Source organism: Pelosinus sp. sgz500959, from assembly GCF_042610375.1.
In the GTDB taxonomy this organism is placed as follows: Bacteria; Bacillota; Negativicutes; order DSM-13327; family DSM-13327; genus CTSoil-075.
Genome location: NZ_JBGJZL010000005.1, coordinates 189,025 through 206,731 on the forward strand (window position 1 = coordinate 189,025; position 17,707 = coordinate 206,731).

At 37.5% G+C, this 17,707-nt stretch carries 11 protein-coding genes and 1 other annotated feature; of the genes, 8 read left to right on the plus strand and 3 right to left on the minus strand.

The annotated features are described in order from the left end of the window. The first annotated feature begins 157 nt into the window (after positions 1-157). The 5 genes from ACAN52_RS09880 (at position 158) to ACAN52_RS09900 (ending at position 9,962) form a co-directional block, all read left to right on the plus strand. Complete coding sequence (locus ACAN52_RS09880; protein WP_378954558.1) at positions 158-982, plus strand: hypothetical protein; 825 nt, start codon at positions 158-160, stop codon at positions 980-982. A gap of 205 nt (positions 983-1,187) precedes the next feature. Continuing rightward, complete coding sequence (gene eutJ, locus ACAN52_RS09885; protein ID WP_378954559.1) at positions 1,188-2,003, plus strand: ethanolamine utilization protein EutJ; 816 nt, start codon at positions 1,188-1,190, stop codon at positions 2,001-2,003. A gap of 96 nt (positions 2,004-2,099) precedes the next feature. Then, positions 2,100-2,338: a binding site (T-box leader), on the plus strand. A 72-nt stretch (positions 2,339-2,410) separates the two neighbouring features. Continuing rightward, positions 2,411-5,962 carry a pyruvate:ferredoxin (flavodoxin) oxidoreductase gene (nifJ, locus tag ACAN52_RS09890; protein ID WP_378954560.1) on the plus strand — a complete coding sequence of 1,184 codons (3,552 nt, stop codon included), beginning with the start codon at positions 2,411-2,413 and terminating at the stop codon, positions 5,960-5,962. A gap of 271 nt (positions 5,963-6,233) precedes the next feature. Beyond that, positions 6,234-7,841 carry an FMN-binding glutamate synthase family protein gene (locus tag ACAN52_RS09895; RefSeq protein ID WP_378954561.1) on the plus strand — a complete coding sequence of 536 codons (1,608 nt, stop codon included), beginning with the start codon at positions 6,234-6,236 and terminating at the stop codon, positions 7,839-7,841. A gap of 273 nt (positions 7,842-8,114) precedes the next feature. Next, on the plus strand, positions 8,115-9,962 hold the full coding sequence (locus ACAN52_RS09900; protein ID WP_378954562.1) for a diguanylate cyclase: 1,848 nt from the start codon (positions 8,115-8,117) through the stop codon (positions 9,960-9,962). Positions 9,963-10,013: 51 nt separating this feature from the next. Here the strand turns inward: ACAN52_RS09900 and ACAN52_RS09905 are convergent, their stop codons facing one another. Then, positions 10,014-10,157, minus strand: coding sequence for a hypothetical protein (locus tag ACAN52_RS09905; RefSeq protein WP_378954563.1), 144 nt, complete (start codon positions 10,155-10,157; stop codon positions 10,014-10,016). Positions 10,158-10,290: 133 nt separating this feature from the next. Between ACAN52_RS09905 and ACAN52_RS09910 the strand changes: the two genes are divergently transcribed. Then, a complete protein-coding gene (locus ACAN52_RS09910) occupies positions 10,291-11,148 on the plus strand; it encodes a pyridoxamine kinase (RefSeq protein WP_378954564.1) in 858 nt (285 codons plus the stop codon). Between the two features lie 11 nt (positions 11,149-11,159). Here ACAN52_RS09910 and ACAN52_RS09915 read toward each other — a convergent pair whose 3' ends face one another. Beyond that, on the minus strand, positions 11,160-12,110 hold the full coding sequence (locus ACAN52_RS09915; RefSeq protein ID WP_378954565.1) for a DMT family transporter: 951 nt from the start codon (positions 12,108-12,110) through the stop codon (positions 11,160-11,162). 28 nt (positions 12,111-12,138) lie between these two features. After that, positions 12,139-12,900, minus strand: a complete 762-nt coding sequence (locus tag ACAN52_RS09920) for a hypothetical protein (RefSeq protein ID WP_378954566.1) — start codon at positions 12,898-12,900, stop codon at positions 12,139-12,141. 820 nt (positions 12,901-13,720) lie between these two features. Between ACAN52_RS09920 and pckA the strand changes: the two genes are divergently transcribed. Then, a complete protein-coding gene (gene pckA, locus ACAN52_RS09925; RefSeq protein ID WP_378954567.1) occupies positions 13,721-15,283 on the plus strand; it encodes a phosphoenolpyruvate carboxykinase (ATP) in 1,563 nt (520 codons plus the stop codon). A gap of 213 nt (positions 15,284-15,496) precedes the next feature. Then, entirely contained in the window at positions 15,497-17,689 is a 2,193-nt protein-coding gene (locus ACAN52_RS09930; protein ID WP_378954568.1) for a DNA topoisomerase III, read from the plus strand. The last annotated feature ends 18 nt before the right edge of the window (positions 17,690-17,707 follow it).

Sequence of the window (17,707 nt, forward strand, 5' to 3'; positions counted from 1 at the left end):
TTTAGTATACGTTTACCTATATTATAATCTTACCTATCTATTGTAAAGGAAGATTCTTTGAAAAGCATTTAATTATCAAAGAAATTTCAAAGACTCTTATGCGATAAAGAAAGCAGAGGAGTCTAGAATCGTTAACATATGAATAGGAGGAAATAATGTGAGTATTTCAGCAACAAATAATTGGTCTACTATAACCAGTTCCAATCTAAATGCATTTAGTCTTTTGAACTCGCAAAAAAATTCAACAAGTGCTACTGATGATAAAGATATTTCAAGTAAAGCTGGCGAGATGAGAGATCTAGTTGATAAAGTCGCAAGTGGTACAGGGAGTGATTCTGATATAAGTGAATTGCTTGCCAAGCTCAAAGAGATGGCGACAGATGTACAAAGTCGATTTAACAATACGGCTTCAGCGGATAGTACTTCTTCTGATTCTGAGATGAAAAGCTTGATTGACAAAGTTGTAAATGGCACTGCGACTGCAGATGATGTAAAAACAATCGCAGAGAAAATGAAAGACCGTGCTAGTGATATGCAAGCTCATTTTGGCGGAGGTAAACCTCCCATGCCGCCGAGTGGATCTTCTGATGATGAACTGAAAAATTTAATTGATAGCGTAGCAGCAGGTACGGCAAGTGACTCGGATATAGAGACTTTGACTGCTAAATTAAAAGAGATGGCTACAGAGATGCAAAGTCAGTCCTCTGATACAACTTCGACTTCAACGTCAACAACCGCTTCTACTTCGGATATGGATAGTTTGATGAAAAAAGTGCTTGATGGAACAGCCACAGATGATGACATCAAAACGATTGCAACGAAAATGAAAGAACATGAAAGTGAAATGCAAGCAAACGCTACAAATGTCGTGGCTATGAGTGGCGGTTTGCTCGGACAGCAATTGTTGGATTCCATGATGCAATCTTATGAAAAAAATGAAAGTAACTATACCTTGCCATCGGGAGCAAGTTTTAGCGTTTAGATTATGATAAAAGACATGCAACTACTATTAGGTTTTGTATGTCTTTTTTTCTTTATCCTTTTAGGGAACTGAGGTTTTAAAAACTGAGCAATATATGAAAAGAACCAGACAGTTAAATCGCCTCTTCATAGCAGGAAATATTGAATAATAAGGTTAATAATAAGAGTAATATTGCCTGAAGATGCATGAGGGTAGGAGGATAAAAATGGAACAATATGAAAAAATTCATCAATTATATCATCTCATTGAAACAGGTACAGTTGCTGATTTGCCAGGGCCCTATAAAGTAGGAGTGGATCTTGGTACAGCAGATGTGGTACTTGTCGTGACTGATAGCCACGGAAATCCAGTAGCGGGAAGTATGCGTTGGGCCTCTGTGGTAAAAGATGGTTTAGTGGTTGATTTTAGAGGAGCCACGATGATTGTTGAGGAATTAAAAGCTGAAGTTGAAGAACTCATGGGAATTACCCTAGACCAAGGGGCAACGGCCATTCCACCGGGTACTGTTGGTCGTAATGCACAAGCTTGTGGGCATGTGATTGCAGGAGCAGGACTCGAACCTATTTGCCAAATTGATGAACCTGTGGCAGCAGCCAAAGCTTTGAATATAAATCATGGTATTGTTGTGGATATTGGAGGCGGTACGACAGGGATTGCTGTATTGAAACACGGAGATTTGATTTTCACTGCGGATGAGGCAACAGGGGGAACTCATATTACCTTAACCATAGCAGGGGCTTATAAAATAACTGTGGAAGAAGCTGAGATTCTCAAAAAAGATGTTAGTCAGCATCGACGTATTCTACCTGTTATATTGCCTGTCATTGAAAAAATGGCAACAATTGTTAAACAAATGTTAGCGGGGCAGGATGAATATCAAGATTATCCTGTATATGTTGTAGGTGGTACTGCTACCTTTAGTGGTTTTGGCGAAGAATTTAGTAAAGCTTTTGGACGAGAAGTTCATGTTCCTCCTCACCCATTGTTGATTACGCCACTCGGAATTGCTATGTTTGGCTAATGAACAAATGTCCTTTTGAAAAATATATTAATTGACAAAGAAACGATAAAATGCAATAATCTATTCTAGAAAGTTTAAAATTGAATAAATAAAAATACAAAAGTGATGATTGGGAATAAAAGTGATGAATCAACTGCCACAGAGAGCTGGTGTTTGCTGCGAACCAGTGCAGAGTTGTTACTGATTAAATCACCCATGAACTCTTCTCCGAAAAATACAGTATGATTTCTGTATGGATTAGGCAGAGGCGCGACCTGGGCGTTAATCGGGAGTCGGTTGTTCGACCGATATAAAGTTATAAATCAGGGTGGTACCGCGCATAGTGCGCCCCTATACAACATACTTATGATATGTTGTATAGGGGCGTTTTTAATTACTCATATTGGAAATTAAAGGAGAATGATGTTATGAATAACAAAAAGAGAAAAATGAAGACAATGGATGGTAATACGGCTGCAGCTCACATTTCTTATGCTTTTACTGATGTCGCCGCAATTTTTCCAATCACACCTTCATCTGATATGGCAGAACATGTGGATGACTGGGCAGCAGAGGGTAAGAAAAATATTTTTGGGCAGACGGTAGAAGTTGTAGAAATGCAATCGGAAGGTGGCGCGGCTGGGGCAGTACACGGCTCACTTCATGCTGGAGCTTTGACGACGACATATACTGCATCGCAAGGTTTACTACTAATGATCCCCAACATGTATAAAATTGCAGGCGAAATGCTACCTAGTGTATTTCACGTGAGTGCCCGCGTTGTTGGTGCCAACGCCATTAGCATTTTTGGTGATCACTCTGATGTCATGGCTACGCGTCAAACTGGATTTGCTATGCTGGCAGAAAGCAGCGTACAGCAGGTTATGGATTTGGCAGGGGTAGCTCATTTGTCAGCCATTAAAGGCCGTGTACCTTTTCTAAATTTCTTTGATGGTTTCCGTACTTCTCATGAAATACAAAAAATTGAAGTATTAGAATATGATGAACTGGAAAAATTATTAGATCGTGATGCAGTGAATCGTTTCCGTCGCGGCAGTTTAAACCCTGATCATCCAGTACTTAAAGGCACAGTACAAAATTCTGATATCCATTTTCAGCAAAGAGAAGTATCCAATCGTTATTGGGATGAGTTACCCGCTATCGTTGAAAGCTATATGGCGGAAATAACAAAAATTACGGGTCGCGAATATCACTTATTTAACTATCATGGTGCTCCTGATGCTGAGCGTCTAATCATTGCCATGGGTTCCATGTGCCAAACCATTGAAGAAACGGTAGATTATCTTAATGCTCAGGGAGAAAAGGTTGGTCTTTTAAATGTCCACCTATATCGTCCTTTCTCTTTGGAGCATTTCTTTAAATATATTCCAGAGACAGTAACCAAAATTGCTGTTCTTGATCGCACCAAAGAACTCGGTGCCCAAGCAGAACCTCTTTATATGGATGTTAAGACTGCTTTTTATGGAAAAGAGTCCCAGCCTATTATCGTAGGTGGTCGCTGTGGTGTTGGTGGAAAGGACATCATTCCAAGTCATATTCATGGTGTGTTTGAGAATCTTAAAGCCGAGCGTCCTCAAGATCATTTTACCGTGGGCATTATCGATGACGTCAATTATACATCCCTTCCGGTAGGCAAGGATTTTGAAACCACTGATATTGGTACTAAAGCCTGTAAGTTTTGGGGTCTCGGTTCTGATGGTACAGTCGGGGCCAATAAGAGTGCCATAAAAATTATTGGTGATAAGACGGATATGTATGCCCAGGCTTACTTTGCTTATGACTCCAAAAAATCTGGTGGCATCACTGTTTCTCATTTGCGCTTTGGTGATAAGCTGATAAAATCCCCTTATCTGATCAATAAAGCAGATTTTATTTCTTGCTCTCAAGAATCTTATGTGGATAAATATGATCTATTAGTTGGTTTAAAATCAGGAGGAACTTTCCTGCTGAATACGACTTGGTCAGTAGCAGAACTGGATGAAAAACTACCAGGTACGCTAAAACACTACATTGCCGAGAACAACATCAATTTCTACATTGTAAATGCGGTGAAAATAGCTCAAGATCTTGGTCTAGGTGGTCGTTTCAATATGATCATGCAGTCAGCGTTCTTTAAGCTGGCTAATATCATCCCACTGGACGAAGCCATACAATACCTTAAGGATTCGGTTATTGAATCTTACGGGAATAAAGGCGGCAAGATCATTGCGATGAATAATGCAGCCATTGATAATGGGGTCGAGGCATTGGTAAAAGTTGCAGTTCCAGAATGTTGGAAAAGTGCCAAGGACAGTGCTAGTGACCAGACCAAGTTTGCTTGCGCTTGCAGCAGTGAACTGGCAAAAGAGGTTCCTGCCTTCATTAAAAATGTTCTTGTTCCTATGAATCGTCAAGGTGGAGATAACCTTCCAGTCAGTACCTTTAAAGAGTATGAAGATGGTACTTATCCTTTGGGAACATCAGCTTATGAAAAACGTGGTATTGCTATTAATGTACCAGAGTGGTTATCAGATAAATGTATTCAATGTAATCAGTGTTCCTACGTTTGCCCTCATGCTAGCATACGGCCAATCCTTGTTAATAGTGAAGAAATGGCAACGGCACCAGCAGATTTCGTTGCTAAACCAGCAGTAGGGGCCAAAGATTTACAATTCAGATTGGCCATCTCTCCTAATGATTGTACGGGTTGTGGCAACTGTGTTCAAGTGTGCCCAGCTAAGGAGAAAGCGTTGGAAATGAAACCATTGGCAACTCAAATGAATCAAGATGTCTTATGGGAATATGCCATGAACTTGTCACCTAAGGTCAATCCAGTTAATAAATTTACTGTGAAGGGCAGTCAGTTCGAGCAGCCACTTCTAGAGTTTTCTGGCGCTTGCGCCGGTTGTTTAGAAACAGGCTATGCGAAGCTTGTGACTCAATTATATGGTGATCGAATGATGGTGGCTAATGCTACAGGATGTTCTTCAGTATGGGCAGGCAGTACGCCATCGGTACCCTATACCAAAAATCATCGGGGACATGGGCCAGCCTGGGGGAATTCCTTGTTTGAGGACAATGCTGAATTTGGTCTGGGTATGCTTCTTGGTGTAAAACAGATCAGAAAACAACTGGCTAATCATATTGTGCAAGCAATGGAATTAGAACTGGGAGAAGCTTTTAAAGCTGCATGTACGGATTGGTTAGATAACCAAGAAAATGGTGATGGGACGCGTGAGCGGGCTGATCAACTGATTGCAGTTTTAGAACAGGTTAAAGGCAATCATCCATTGCTTGAGGAAATTTATGAAAACAAAGACTTTTTGGTAAAAAGATCTCAATGGTTATTCGGTGGTGATGGATGGGCTTATGATATCGGTTTCGGAGGTCTCGATCATGTATTGGCTTCAGGGGAAAATGTAAATGTCCTAGTTTTTGACACAGAAGTGTATTCCAATACAGGTGGTCAGTCTTCAAAAGCGACACCGGCTGCAGCTATCGCCAAATTTGCTGCTAGCGGCAAAAAGACTCGGAAAAAAGATCTGGGCATGATCGCCATGAGTTATGGCTATATCTATGTTGCACAAATTGCTATGGGGGCTGATAAGAACCAAACCCTTAAAGCGATTGCTGAGGCTGAGGCTTATCCAGGTCCATCATTGATCATTGCTTATTCACCGTGCATCAACCACGGGCTTAAATTAGGAATGGGTTGCAGCCAGCTAGAAGCCAAACGAGCGGTGGATAGTGGTTATTGGTCCACATACCGTTATAACCCACAGCTAAAAGATATAGGTAAAAATCCTTTTATCCTTGATTCGAAAGAGCCTACTATGGATTTCAAAGAATTTTTGATGGGTGAAGTCCGTTATTCATCATTGAAAAAACAATTCCCAGAAATGGCAGAAGCTTTGTTTGATAAAACTGAGCAAGATGCGAAAGAACGATTGGAAAACTATAAAAGATTAGCTGGGCAATAGGTCGAAAAAAATATGATTAGCGAAAAAACCCACGATTACTTAAAATGTAATTTGTGGGTTTTATAATTTCGATATAAGTAATCATTCGACGGTAAAAATGGACTATGGGGTTTTTCACCGAGTTATAGGTGTTTAATTATAGATGTATTCGGATAGAATAACGATCATACTAGGTTATCTAAAATGCCTAAGTATTGTTCGAATCCAATAAGGGGTAAAATGCTTCATTGCATTATAATAAAGGAAATAGTAATTTTTTAAGAGGATAATCATGATAGAAATAATCATTACAAATCTAAAAGGGGTATTCCCAGCAATACTTGTTTTGATCATTTTTCTCCTAATGAGTATTGTGTTAATTAAACCGATCATGCGCTATATTGTAAAAAAAATAACAATCCATATCACATCAATACTGCTTACAGATACATATACCCAGAATCTTATGGAATTGCTACCGTCTCTTACACGTTTTTCAATTCTAAATTTACTAGAATTAAGTTTGCGCGCTGAACGTGGAACCGTAATAACGCGTCCTCTAGGTTCTCCTAAGCATGTGCTTGGATATGATAATTTGATGTTTAATCCTCGTCAAATGACAGGGCTATCTCTTCCGGAAGGTGCTCCTGTAGATTTGAGTGTAACGATTGGACCTAATGCTGAAAAACCTATGAATATCAAAATTCCTCTCATGATTGCTGGGATGGCTTATGGCTTGGCTCTCAGTGAAGAAGCTAAAATCGCTTTGGCTAGAGCCTCAAAAAAATTAGATACGGCTATATGTTCGGGCGAGGGACCTTTTCTTCCTGAAGAACCAGAGGAAGCAGGGAAATTTGTTTTACAAATTTGTCAATGGTCATGGGGCGGAAGAACCATGGAACAAATATCTTCTGCTGACATGCTGGAAGTTAAGATGGGACAAGGAGCAGATGTAGGCACTGCAACGATTCAGGCTATTGAATTTGAAGGGAGAGCGCAACAACTTGCTGGTTTAAAGCCTGGTCAAGCTGCTGTAACCTTGCCAGCGCCACCTGGAGTTGAAAAACTTGAGGATTGGCCTGGTTTTATGAAAAATTTGCGTCAGCGGGCTCAGGGGATTCCCATTGCATTAAAGATGATGGCAACAGATCGAATTGAGGAAGAATTATCCGTAGCGATAGAGTTAGGATTTGATGTCATTGTGATTGATGGAACAGGAGGAGGGTCTCATGCAACATCTCCAATTAAACAAGATGATTTCGGTATACCTATTTTGATCGCGTTGGATCGTGCAAAACGCTATTTAGGAAATAGACCCATTAGTTTGATTGCAGGAGGTGGATATTTTACTCCGGGGCAGTGTCTTAAAGCTTTAGCTCTAGGAGCAGATGCCATTTATCTTGGTACTGTTCCTCTTTTTGCATTGGGACACAATCAAATCAAAAAAGTGCTGCCTTGGGAACCGCCGACGACTCTTATTTTTTATAATTCTCCAACCAAAACACAACTAAATGTTGATCAGGCGACGACTAGTGTAACAAATACATTAAAATCAATGGTTTTAGAGATGCAAGAAGCAATGCGTTCGTTAGGAAAATCTTCATTAAAAGAATTGAGTGCTGACGATCTCATTGCATTGGATAAGTTAACATCTGAAGTTACAGGGGTAAAGCAAGCCTTTGAACGACAAATCAAACCTTGGAAATCAAAGAAGGATGAAGTTTCTCAGTCGCCAGTTCGTCTGATTGAATCATTAAAGGTATTACAGGCACTACTAAACCATGCTCACCGTCTGGTCGAATTTCAAGAAAAACTAATTGTTATTTTACGTAAAGGGCAATTAGTAGAAAAAATTGAAGAATTAAAAATAGAGTATCATTCTTTTGAAGTAAAGCGCTAATTGATCTTTTAGGTCATAAAAAGATAATATTGTTTGTTCAAAATAATCTGGTGTAAACTCCTTAGATGCTAAGAAGTTTACACCGCTTTTTCGTTTTAAGAAAGGATGTACTCTCGTAGACAATTTATTAATATGAAAAATAGTTAATTATAATTGAAGGTATATAAAATAGTTTGTCGAAAAAGATAAGCAATTATATTTGATTTATGGTAAAGTTTTCTTAATTTCAGTATCTGAGCTGATAACTGCAATGTAAAAATAAGGAGTAAAGACATGAAGACTCAAACATTAGGACATCAATTCAGATTATGGACGATTTTTCTTGTCATTGTTCCCTGTTTACTAGTCATGATAGTTTATACAGTTGGTCAGATCAAAATAGTTAAGGAGAAAAATCTGGAGATGATTAGTCAGAGAGTACATTCTCAAGAAAGGCTAATCGATCATTGGATGATGGAACGGGCCGATAATGTACGCAGGCTGAGTTACTTAGAAGCTTTCCGTAGTTTAGATGAAAAGCAAATGAAGCATACTCTCACCCTCATGCAACAGGGGAACAAAGACTTTGATACCTTATCTTATATAGATAGCTCTGGAATATTTAAAATATCAACTTTCAATAAAGAAATTAAATACCGATCTGCCGTTGGACAACCTTATTTTGAAGTAGCTAAGTTGGGAAATGAGTATATTTCAGATGTAGTCATTGGTCGTAATAGTGGTTTACCTATTATTAATTTTTCAGCTCCTGTTTATAATTATGATGGCATTTTTCAAGGAGTGATTCTTGGTTCCGTGAAAACGACAGCACTGGCCATGCTTTTAAGTGATAATTGGATTGGTCAGACAGAGGAGGTTCGTTTAGTTAACCAGGACGGAATCATGCTCACTGAACCAAGATACTTGAATGTATTAATTGGGAAAGGACTTACGAAAGATACAGCTATCATGAAAGTTAAATTATCTAGTGATGCGTTGCGTAATATCCATTTGGGTGAAACGGGCACTGCGACTTGGATTGATTACATGGACGAAAAGGTGATGGGAGCTTATCAGTATATGCCTGAACGCGGTTGGACACTCGTTGGCAATATCAGTGAAGCCGAAATTTTAAAACCTATTTATTATCAGTTAGGGATAATGGCTGGTGTCAGTCTATTATTGGTTCTACTCATTATGCCCTTTGTGACATTGATAACCAATCGAATAAAAGATCCCTTATACTGGTTAATTAAACAGTCTAAACTTGTTATGAGGGAAGACTATGAAAAAATTGATCTCGAAAACTATTCAAGAAATATGCCTCGTGAATTATCTGTTCTTTGTGAGACTTTTATAGAAATGAGTCATAAAATACAACATACTGTCAGCCTTCTCAGGGAAAATGAGCTGAAACTCGAGAATAAAGTGAGCGAGATACAAGATATGAACGCAACACTTGAGGAGGAGATTTCTGAACGTCAGCTCGTTGAAGAAGTACTTCGACAATTGAATATTAAACTAGAAGATAAAGTGTATGAACGGACAAGGGCATTGGAAGAGGAAATTAATAAACATCAAGCAGCTAATGCTAATTTATTGATTTTGAATGAGGAACTACAACGAATCTCATTATCTGATGGACTTACTGGAATTGCTAATCGCCGTTACTTTGATGAATTTTTAGAAAGAGAATGGCAAAGAGCAAAGCGAGATAAAACATCCCTTGCATTACTGATGATTGATCTTGATTTTTTCAAGAACTATAATGATACTTATGGTCATATGGCTGGAGATGAGTGTTTAAAATTGATTGCAAAAGAGCTAAGAAGTATACCAAAACGTAGCATTGATATTGTTGCTCGCTATGGTGGAGAGGAATTAGCATTTGTCTTACCAGATATGAATGAGTTAGATGCGATTGTAATGGGTGAACAGGTACGCGTGGCTGTTGAACAATTGGCGATCGAACATAAAGGTTCATCAATCAGTGAAAGTGTTACTGTTAGCGTTGGGATCGCTGTTATGATACCAGACCAGGATGATATTTCAGCAATGATCATTGCTAAGGCTGATGAAGCTCTTTACCAGGCAAAAAGAGAAGGACGCAATCAAGTGAAATTAGCCAAATCTAAGCAATAAAAAGAGATGCCCTACAGTTCAAAAAGAACTGTAGGGCATCTCTCGCAATTTTTACTTATTTTTTTGAGCAATTTCTCTTACACAATAGACTAGGTTTTCCTTCTCACGATGAAAATTGATGCATTGGCAACATTTTCCGTGGCGCGCACAGTCAACTTTAGGACAGGTACAATTCTGTTCATTACATCCAGCCATACTTAACCTCCATTATTTAATAAATAATATTGCTTTGTTTAATTGTAACATATTGTAATAGCAAAAGTAATGGAATATTAATTTTAAGTCAAGTGTGGTATTCTATGTTTAAAACTCACAAGGAGTCAAAAAAATGAAACCTTTTGTACCAAAGGTAGTTGCGATTCAAGATCTTTCTTGTTTTGGACGTTGTTCCTTAACTACAATTATACCCGTTTTATCATGTATGGGTGTTCAAGTATGTCCGTTGCCAACGGCTCTATTCAGTACTCATTTAGGTGGATTTGGTCAGCCGGCTTTTTATGATTTTACTAATCATATGCCAATTTTTTCTCAGCACTGGAAGAGAGAAGATGTTATATTTGATTGCATTTATAGTGGTTTTCTTGCGTCAGAGGAACAGATCGCTTTAGTGTGTCATTTAATTGATGAATTTTCACAAAATACTCCTCTCGTCGTGGTTGATCCTGTCATGGGAGATGGAGGTAAACTTTATTCCACATATACGCCCTATATGCAGGAACAGATGAAGGTTTTAGTCAAAAAAGCCGATATTATTACACCAAATTATACGGAAGCTTGCTTTTTACTAGGTGAACCTTATCAAACAGAGCATTATGATATGGAAAAGATGAAGGAGTGGCTTGTTCGCTTGGCTGATCTTGGTCCATCAATTGTAGTCATGACTGGAATTATTGTAGACCAAAAGAAGGTCATCAATCTTGGGTATGATCAGCAAACAGGCTCCTTCTGGGAAGTTTCTAAAGACTATATTATGGCTCAGTATCCAGGGACAGGAGATATTTTTGCTAGTGTATTAACGGGTTCATTGATGAAGGGAAAGGATCTATATACAGCAATGGAACTGGCTTCAGACTTTGTCGCATTAGCAATTAAAGCTACTTTTGATGCTTGTACTCCTAAACGAGAAGGGGTGCTATTAGAAAGTGTATTACCCTGGCTTTGCCGCAAAGTTGATAACGAAGGATGAAAAAATAACATTTAAGAGTTTTCGTAAGCTAGTTTTTTTGTTGGTGAGTTCGCAAAATTGATAATGATAATACTGATCAAAATCATGATTCCGCCTAAAATCTGAGTGGGGAAAATAGTTTCTGCTAAGAAAAAATGACCGCTGAGTACGCCAATGATAGACATTAGATTTAAGTATAAGGTTGTGATGGTAACATCAAGTTTGCTTAATGCATAAATATATAAAAAATAACCAAGAGCGGAACAGCAAATAGCAAGGTAGAAAATGTTACTCAAAGCATTCCATGAAAAAAAGTGCCATTGACTATATTCAAATAATGAAAGAGGAATTAAAAATATAGTTCCAAACAAAGTCTGATAGGTAGTCAGAAATAAACCTGAATATTTACCATTTAGTGATTTGTTGAGCAATGTGTATAAAGACCATGAAAGCATTGCACCAACAATACACAGATTACCTTTAAAGGTTTGAGAAGAAAAATCGAGTTGACCATTGGCGGTAATGGCTAAATAAGCTCCAGACATGGCGCCGATGATTCCTAAAGATTGGATAAGAGGTATTTTAGTTTTAAAGACAAGCACATCTAAGGCAATGGCAAGAATAGGAATGATAGCCGTAATCAGTGCTGCACTTGATGCTGTAGTGAGACTAATACCTGTATTTTCAAGGTAGAAATATAAAGTTATACCGAAGAAACCTGCGATGGTCATTTTCCCCCAATCACAGCGTTGTAGTTTGACATTCGGCTGGATTTTTTTGGTGATTGTTAATAAAATTGCACTAGCAATCATGAAACGTAAGAGTGCTAATGTAATAGGAGGTACTTCTTTAACTGCAGTTTTGATACTGATAAATGACATCCCCCATAAGGTGACTGTGATGAGCATGGCAAGGTTGGCGAGAACTTTATCGGAAAGAAGAGATTGAATGATTATTTTTGTTTTTTTCAAGAATAGTTCCATTGATTTCTTTTTCCTCCATAGGTAAGATTTATTGCCCGAAGGTAGATAAGTTATCAGTTTTATATTTTTCCATTGTTTTTTTCTTTATATCAGCAAGAGCATCATTTTGATAATTAAAGATTGGTTTTTTAAGGCTTTCTACTTCTGTCACTTTCCAACCATTTGGTGTTTGGTTTATTGTGAATCCCATAGCTGCTAAATCTGTGGTACCGTACATTGTCATACCATTGACGAGTTCTCGAGTATAGTAACAGGCACCAGTAATTTCAGTGGAATTAGCAGAAAATATATCAACATATTGTAGAGTGTAGTGATGATACTGATTGACCCAACTTTGAAATTGTTCATTGGTAAGTTTCCGCGATTGAATGTCGACTTGCTGAAGTTTAGCTAAATCTTTCTGATTGAATGCATCCATGCGTTTTAATAATACGGAAATAGCTTTGCGTTCATCCTTTGAAACAGTGGTGATCAATTCTTTAACATTGGATAATTCGATGATCGTTCCCCATTGGAAAGCACTAACACCACTATTTTTGAGCGTTGCATCAAATTTTAAAGAGAGGTCTTCTTTCTTGAATTTTCTTGGTAAATTAGTCGGCTGATATTTTATGCCATCATCACCAAGAATACCATAAAATCCTCCTTCAATATTTGCGTAATATACGTGTCCTGTAAGATGGAAGGTCTCTGCTGGTAAATTTTTCTTTGCGGCATGAGCTGGAGATGAGTATAGAAAGAGTGCAATGAGTAATAAGATAAATGAATATCTGTACTTGATGTTGTTCATGAAGAACCCCCTATAATGATACATATTTTAACAAAAAATAATTACTGTCATATTTATCATATCATAGTATGAGTTTCATTGCTCATATTGATTTTCATAAAAGTCTAGGCTAAAGTATTTTAAAAGTTTTATAAAATAAAAGTTGAATTTTTCGATTATTAAGATTATAATAAGACTATATCAAAGAAGGAGGAAAAAGAAGAGTAAGTAAATGAATTTGAAATGAGGTGGTTCTATTACAGAGATAAATGGAAAGTGGACCACAATTTTATATAACTAGATACTGAAGTATGAACGAGTACAACCTGCGTTGTGCTGGGAATTGGGGATATGCACTACGACCCCCACCCTTGATCAAGTATCAATGCTTTAGGAATGTAGTTGACCATATACCTATAAAAAGGTACAGGTACAACATCATATAGCTTTATTAAAAAAGAATAAAGGAAACATTGCATTGTTTCCTTTATTCTTTTTGCAAAATTAAGAAATAAATTCCATGTAAGAATGAGTAAGGTTTCTGCCTGCATTTAAGAATATGGCATAAGTCAAATCGTTTCTTACTATATCAGGATGTCGTTTTGGTAGTCCACCTTAGCCTAAGATTGTGAATAATTTCTCATTCGATTAAAAAACTTCCATTTCGATTGATGGATTACTGAAGATGATACATAAAATAATTTGAATTTTGTATACAAAATTTAGTTTTTTTAGTTTCATTATATTGACAAGAGCTTTTTAAAAAAAGTAAAATAATAACAGGAGATCAAATCATTATTATTACTTTCAAGGTAAAGTCAGAAGGTATCATGGGAGGGGAATGATTATGAGTAAATGTATAATCAATGGGGCGAAGATGATTCACCACAATTTAACGACGGCCGAACTGATCGAAATGTCTTTACAAAAGAAAGAAGGCTTATTGGCAGGGAATGGTGCACTGCGAGTATCAACTGGCAAATACACTGGTAGATCGCCTAAAGATAAGTTTATTGTAGATGTATCAGTCATTCATGATGAAATTGCCTGGGGAAATAATAAACCTTTTTCAATAGAAAAATTTGATCAATTACATCAGCGTATGATGGAATATATGAAAGATAAAGAACTCTTTGTATTTGATGGTTTTGCTGGTGCTGATAAAAAATATCAGAGTAACATTAGAGTGATTAATGAGTTTGCTTGGCAAAATCTATTTATTCATCAGTTATTACTACGACCTGAAGGCGATTTAAAATCCTTTACTCCTGATTTTGAAATTATTTGTATGCCGAACTTTAAGGCTGATCCAACAGTTGATGGGACTCATTCAGAAGCCTTTATTTTACTGAATTTCGAACGTCGTATGGTACTGATTGGTGGTACTCAATATGCAGGAGAAATGAAAAAATCTGTATTCACGATTATGAACTATGTATTACCCCATAAGGGTGTTTTATCTATGCACTGTTCAGCTAATGTTGGTGAGAATAATGAGAGTGCATTGTTCTTTGGACTGAGTGGTACAGGTAAAACTACATTATCAGCTGATCCGTTGCGCAAACTGATTGGTGATGATGAACACGGTTGGAGTGACGATGGTATTTTCAATATTGAAGGTGGCTGCTATGCCAAATGTATTCATTTGAGCCATGAAACTGAGCCCCAAATTTGGGATGCCATACATTTTGGTTCAGTACTAGAAAACGTGACGATGGATGAGGAAAATCGAGAAATTGATTATGATGATGAAACTGTGACTGAAAATACTCGAGTTGCTTATCCCGTAGATTATATACATAATGCTCTTATTCCTGGAGTTGCTGGTCATCCTAAAACAGTTGTCTTCTTAACAGCTGATGCCTTTGGTGTTCTTCCTCCTATCTCAAAATTAACAAAAGAACAAGCCATGTATCATTTTCTTTCAGGATATACCAGTAAATTAGCTGGTACAGAACGGGGAATAACAGAGCCACAAGCTACTTTTTCGGCATGTTTTGGTGAACCATTTTTACCCTTATCACCATTAACCTATGCTAAGTTATTAGGAGAAAAATTAGAAAAACATGATACTAGTGTATTTTTGATCAATACCGGGTGGTCCGGTGGTGCTTATGGTGTAGGTAAACGTATGAAATTATCCTATACTCGCTCAATGGTTACAGCGGCCATTGAAGGTTGGCTTGCCGATGTGCCTTATGAGCTTGATCCAATTTTTAATGTATATATACCAACAGAATGTCCCAATGTTTCTTCAGAAATTCTAAAACCTCGCAATGTATGGCAGGATAAAGAAGAATATGATGCCAAAGCTCGTGAATTAGCACAGTTATTTATTGAAAACTTTAAGAGATTTGGTGCTCAAATCCCTGAGTCAATTATCAATGCAGGGCCCAAAATATAATAGTAAAATGACAATAAGTCCCCTGGATCAATGTTGATCTGGGGGCTTATTTTATCCCATCTTGCATATCGTATTTGAGCAAATATAAGGAGGGGGCAGGGGAGAGAAACTTGATTTATATCGAATGATAAGGGTATAATTGGGGTATTATTATTTTGGTGGATATTGGTGAATGAATATAAGCGATATTTGCACTTGAAAGGACTTTAATAGATGAGTAAAGTAGTCGTATTAGCAGAAAAACCTTCAGTTGGCAGAGATTTGGCCAGAGTGTTGCAGTGTAATCAAAAAGGTAATGGTTATTTTCAAGGAGCAAAATATATAGTCACTTGGGCTCTTGGTCATTTGGTTACATTGGCTGATCCTGAAGTATATGATGAAAAATATAAATCCTGGCGATTAGAAGATTTGCCGATGTTGCCATCCCAGTTGAAACTGGTTGTTATTAAACAAAGCGGTAAGCAGTTTAATATTGTGAAAGAACAAATGAATCGCAAAGATGTAAGTGAGATTATTATTGCTACAGATGCTGGTCGTGAGGGTGAACTTGTTGCCCGATGGATCATCGAGAAGGCTCATGTACATAAACCGATTAAACGATTGTGGATTTCCTCAGTGACAGATAAGGCTATAAAAGAAGGTTTTACTAAGCTAAAACCAGGTAAAGAGTATGAAAATTTATTTGCTTCAGCAGTTGCACGGGCTGAAGTTGATTGGTTAGTGGGCATTAATGCAACAAGAGCATTGACCTGCAAACATAATGCTCAGTTATCTTGTGGCAGAGTGCAGACGCCTACTCTTGCCATTATTGCCAGTCGCGAAGAAGAAATTAAGAAGTTTAAGCCCAAAGAATTTTATGGCATTACGGCAACAGGAAGTAACAATTTAAAACTGATCTGGCAAGATAGTAAAAGTAAAAACACAAGGACCTTTGATCAAAATCTTTGTGAAAAAATCCTAAGTAACATAAAAAATAAACAAGCAGAAGTCATTGAGGTAGATAAAGCTTATAAAAAGAAGTTTTCTCCTCAATTATATGATTTAACAGAACTCCAGCGGGATGGTAATAAACTCTTTGGTTTTTCACCAAAAGAAACAACGTCGATTATGCAACGGTTATATGAAAATTATAAATTATTGACCTATCCTCGTACTGATTCCCGTTATATCTCTACTGATATTGTGGCCACTTTAAAAGATCGGGTAAAAGCGTGCGGAGTTGGACCTTATGCACAATTGGCGACAACTATTTTGCGACAACCGATTAAAGGGAACAGTGGTTTTGTTGATAACAACAAAGTGTCTGATCATCATGCGATTATTCCTACAGAGGAAGCCGTGAACCGCAGTGTTCTTGGTGACAAAGAGAGAAAAATATATGATTTGGTTGTAAAACGATTTTTAGCAGCTCTTTATCCGCCATTTGAGTATGAGCAGATCACCTTGAAAGCCAAAATTGGCAGTGAGATTTTTATTGCGAAAGGTAAAACAATCATCAATCAAGGATGGAAAGAAATCTATGATCATACAGCAGATGATGAAGATGCTAAAGAGGAGATCGTTGAGCAATTATTACCAAGTATCAATAAAGGTGAAGTGTTAAAAATTGAGAGTGTTTCTCTCACTAAAGGAGAAACGAAACCACCAGCACCATTTAATGAAGCGACTTTGCTATCCGCCATGGAAAATCCCGTCAAATATATGAGTACGGAGAGTGAAGCCTTAAAGAAAACCATTGGTGAAACAGGTGGTCTAGGCACCGTTGCAACGCGAGCGGATATCATTGAAAAGTTATTTAATAGCTTTGTCATTGAAAAGAATGGTAAAAATATTTTTATCACGGCAAAAGGCAAGCAACTTCTAGAGCTCGTGCCTGAAGATCTAAAATCTCCAACCTTAACAGCTCAGTGGGAGCAGAAACTTGGTTATATTTCTAAGGGTTCTCTTAATAAAAATACTTTCATTACTGAAATGAAAGAATATGCAAAAGTCGTAGTAACAGACATTAAAAATAGCCAAGACAAATTTAAACATGATAATATTACACGGAATAAGTGTCCTCAATGTGAAAAATTCATGCTCGAAGTCAATGGGAAAAAAGGAAAGATGTTTGTTTGTCAGGACCGAGAATGTGGCTATAAGAAAAATATATCCATCGTGACAAATGCACGTTGCTCAACTTGTCATAAGAAACTAGAACTTCGGGGCGAAGGGGAAAATCAAATTTTTGTCTGCAGCTGCGGTTATCGAGAAAAATTATCTGCGTTTAATGAACGTAAAAAGAAAGAACACTCTCAAAGCTCTAAAGGCGAAGTTTCAAAATATTTGCGAGAACAAAATAAGACCAAAGATGAACCTTTTAACTCAGCTTTAGCAGAAGCCTTTGCTAAATTGAAATTAAAATAAATAAGAAAGGGGATACAA

Excerpts from the sequence above, each read along its gene's own strand:
- ACAN52_RS09930 (WP_378954568.1), top strand. The coding sequence starts at position 15,497 with ATGAGTAAAGTAGTCGTATTAGCAGAAAAACCTTCAGTTGGCAGAGAT.
- ACAN52_RS09920 (WP_378954566.1), bottom strand. The coding sequence starts at position 12,900 with ATGAACAACATCAAGTACAGATATTCATTTATCTTATTACTCATTGCA.
- ACAN52_RS09915 (WP_378954565.1), bottom strand. The coding sequence starts at position 12,110 with ATGGAACTATTCTTGAAAAAAACAAAAATAATCATTCAATCTCTTCTT.
- pckA (WP_378954567.1), top strand. The coding sequence starts at position 13,721 with ATGATTATGAGTAAATGTATAATCAATGGGGCGAAGATGATTCACCAC.
- ACAN52_RS09900 (WP_378954562.1), top strand. The coding sequence starts at position 8,115 with ATGAAGACTCAAACATTAGGACATCAATTCAGATTATGGACGATTTTT.
- ACAN52_RS09905 (WP_378954563.1), bottom strand. The coding sequence starts at position 10,157 with ATGGCTGGATGTAATGAACAGAATTGTACCTGTCCTAAAGTTGACTGT.
- eutJ (WP_378954559.1), top strand. The coding sequence starts at position 1,188 with ATGGAACAATATGAAAAAATTCATCAATTATATCATCTCATTGAAACA.
- ACAN52_RS09910 (WP_378954564.1), top strand. The coding sequence starts at position 10,291 with ATGAAACCTTTTGTACCAAAGGTAGTTGCGATTCAAGATCTTTCTTGT.
- ACAN52_RS09895 (WP_378954561.1), top strand. The coding sequence starts at position 6,234 with ATGATAGAAATAATCATTACAAATCTAAAAGGGGTATTCCCAGCAATA.
- nifJ (WP_378954560.1), top strand. The coding sequence starts at position 2,411 with ATGAATAACAAAAAGAGAAAAATGAAGACAATGGATGGTAATACGGCT.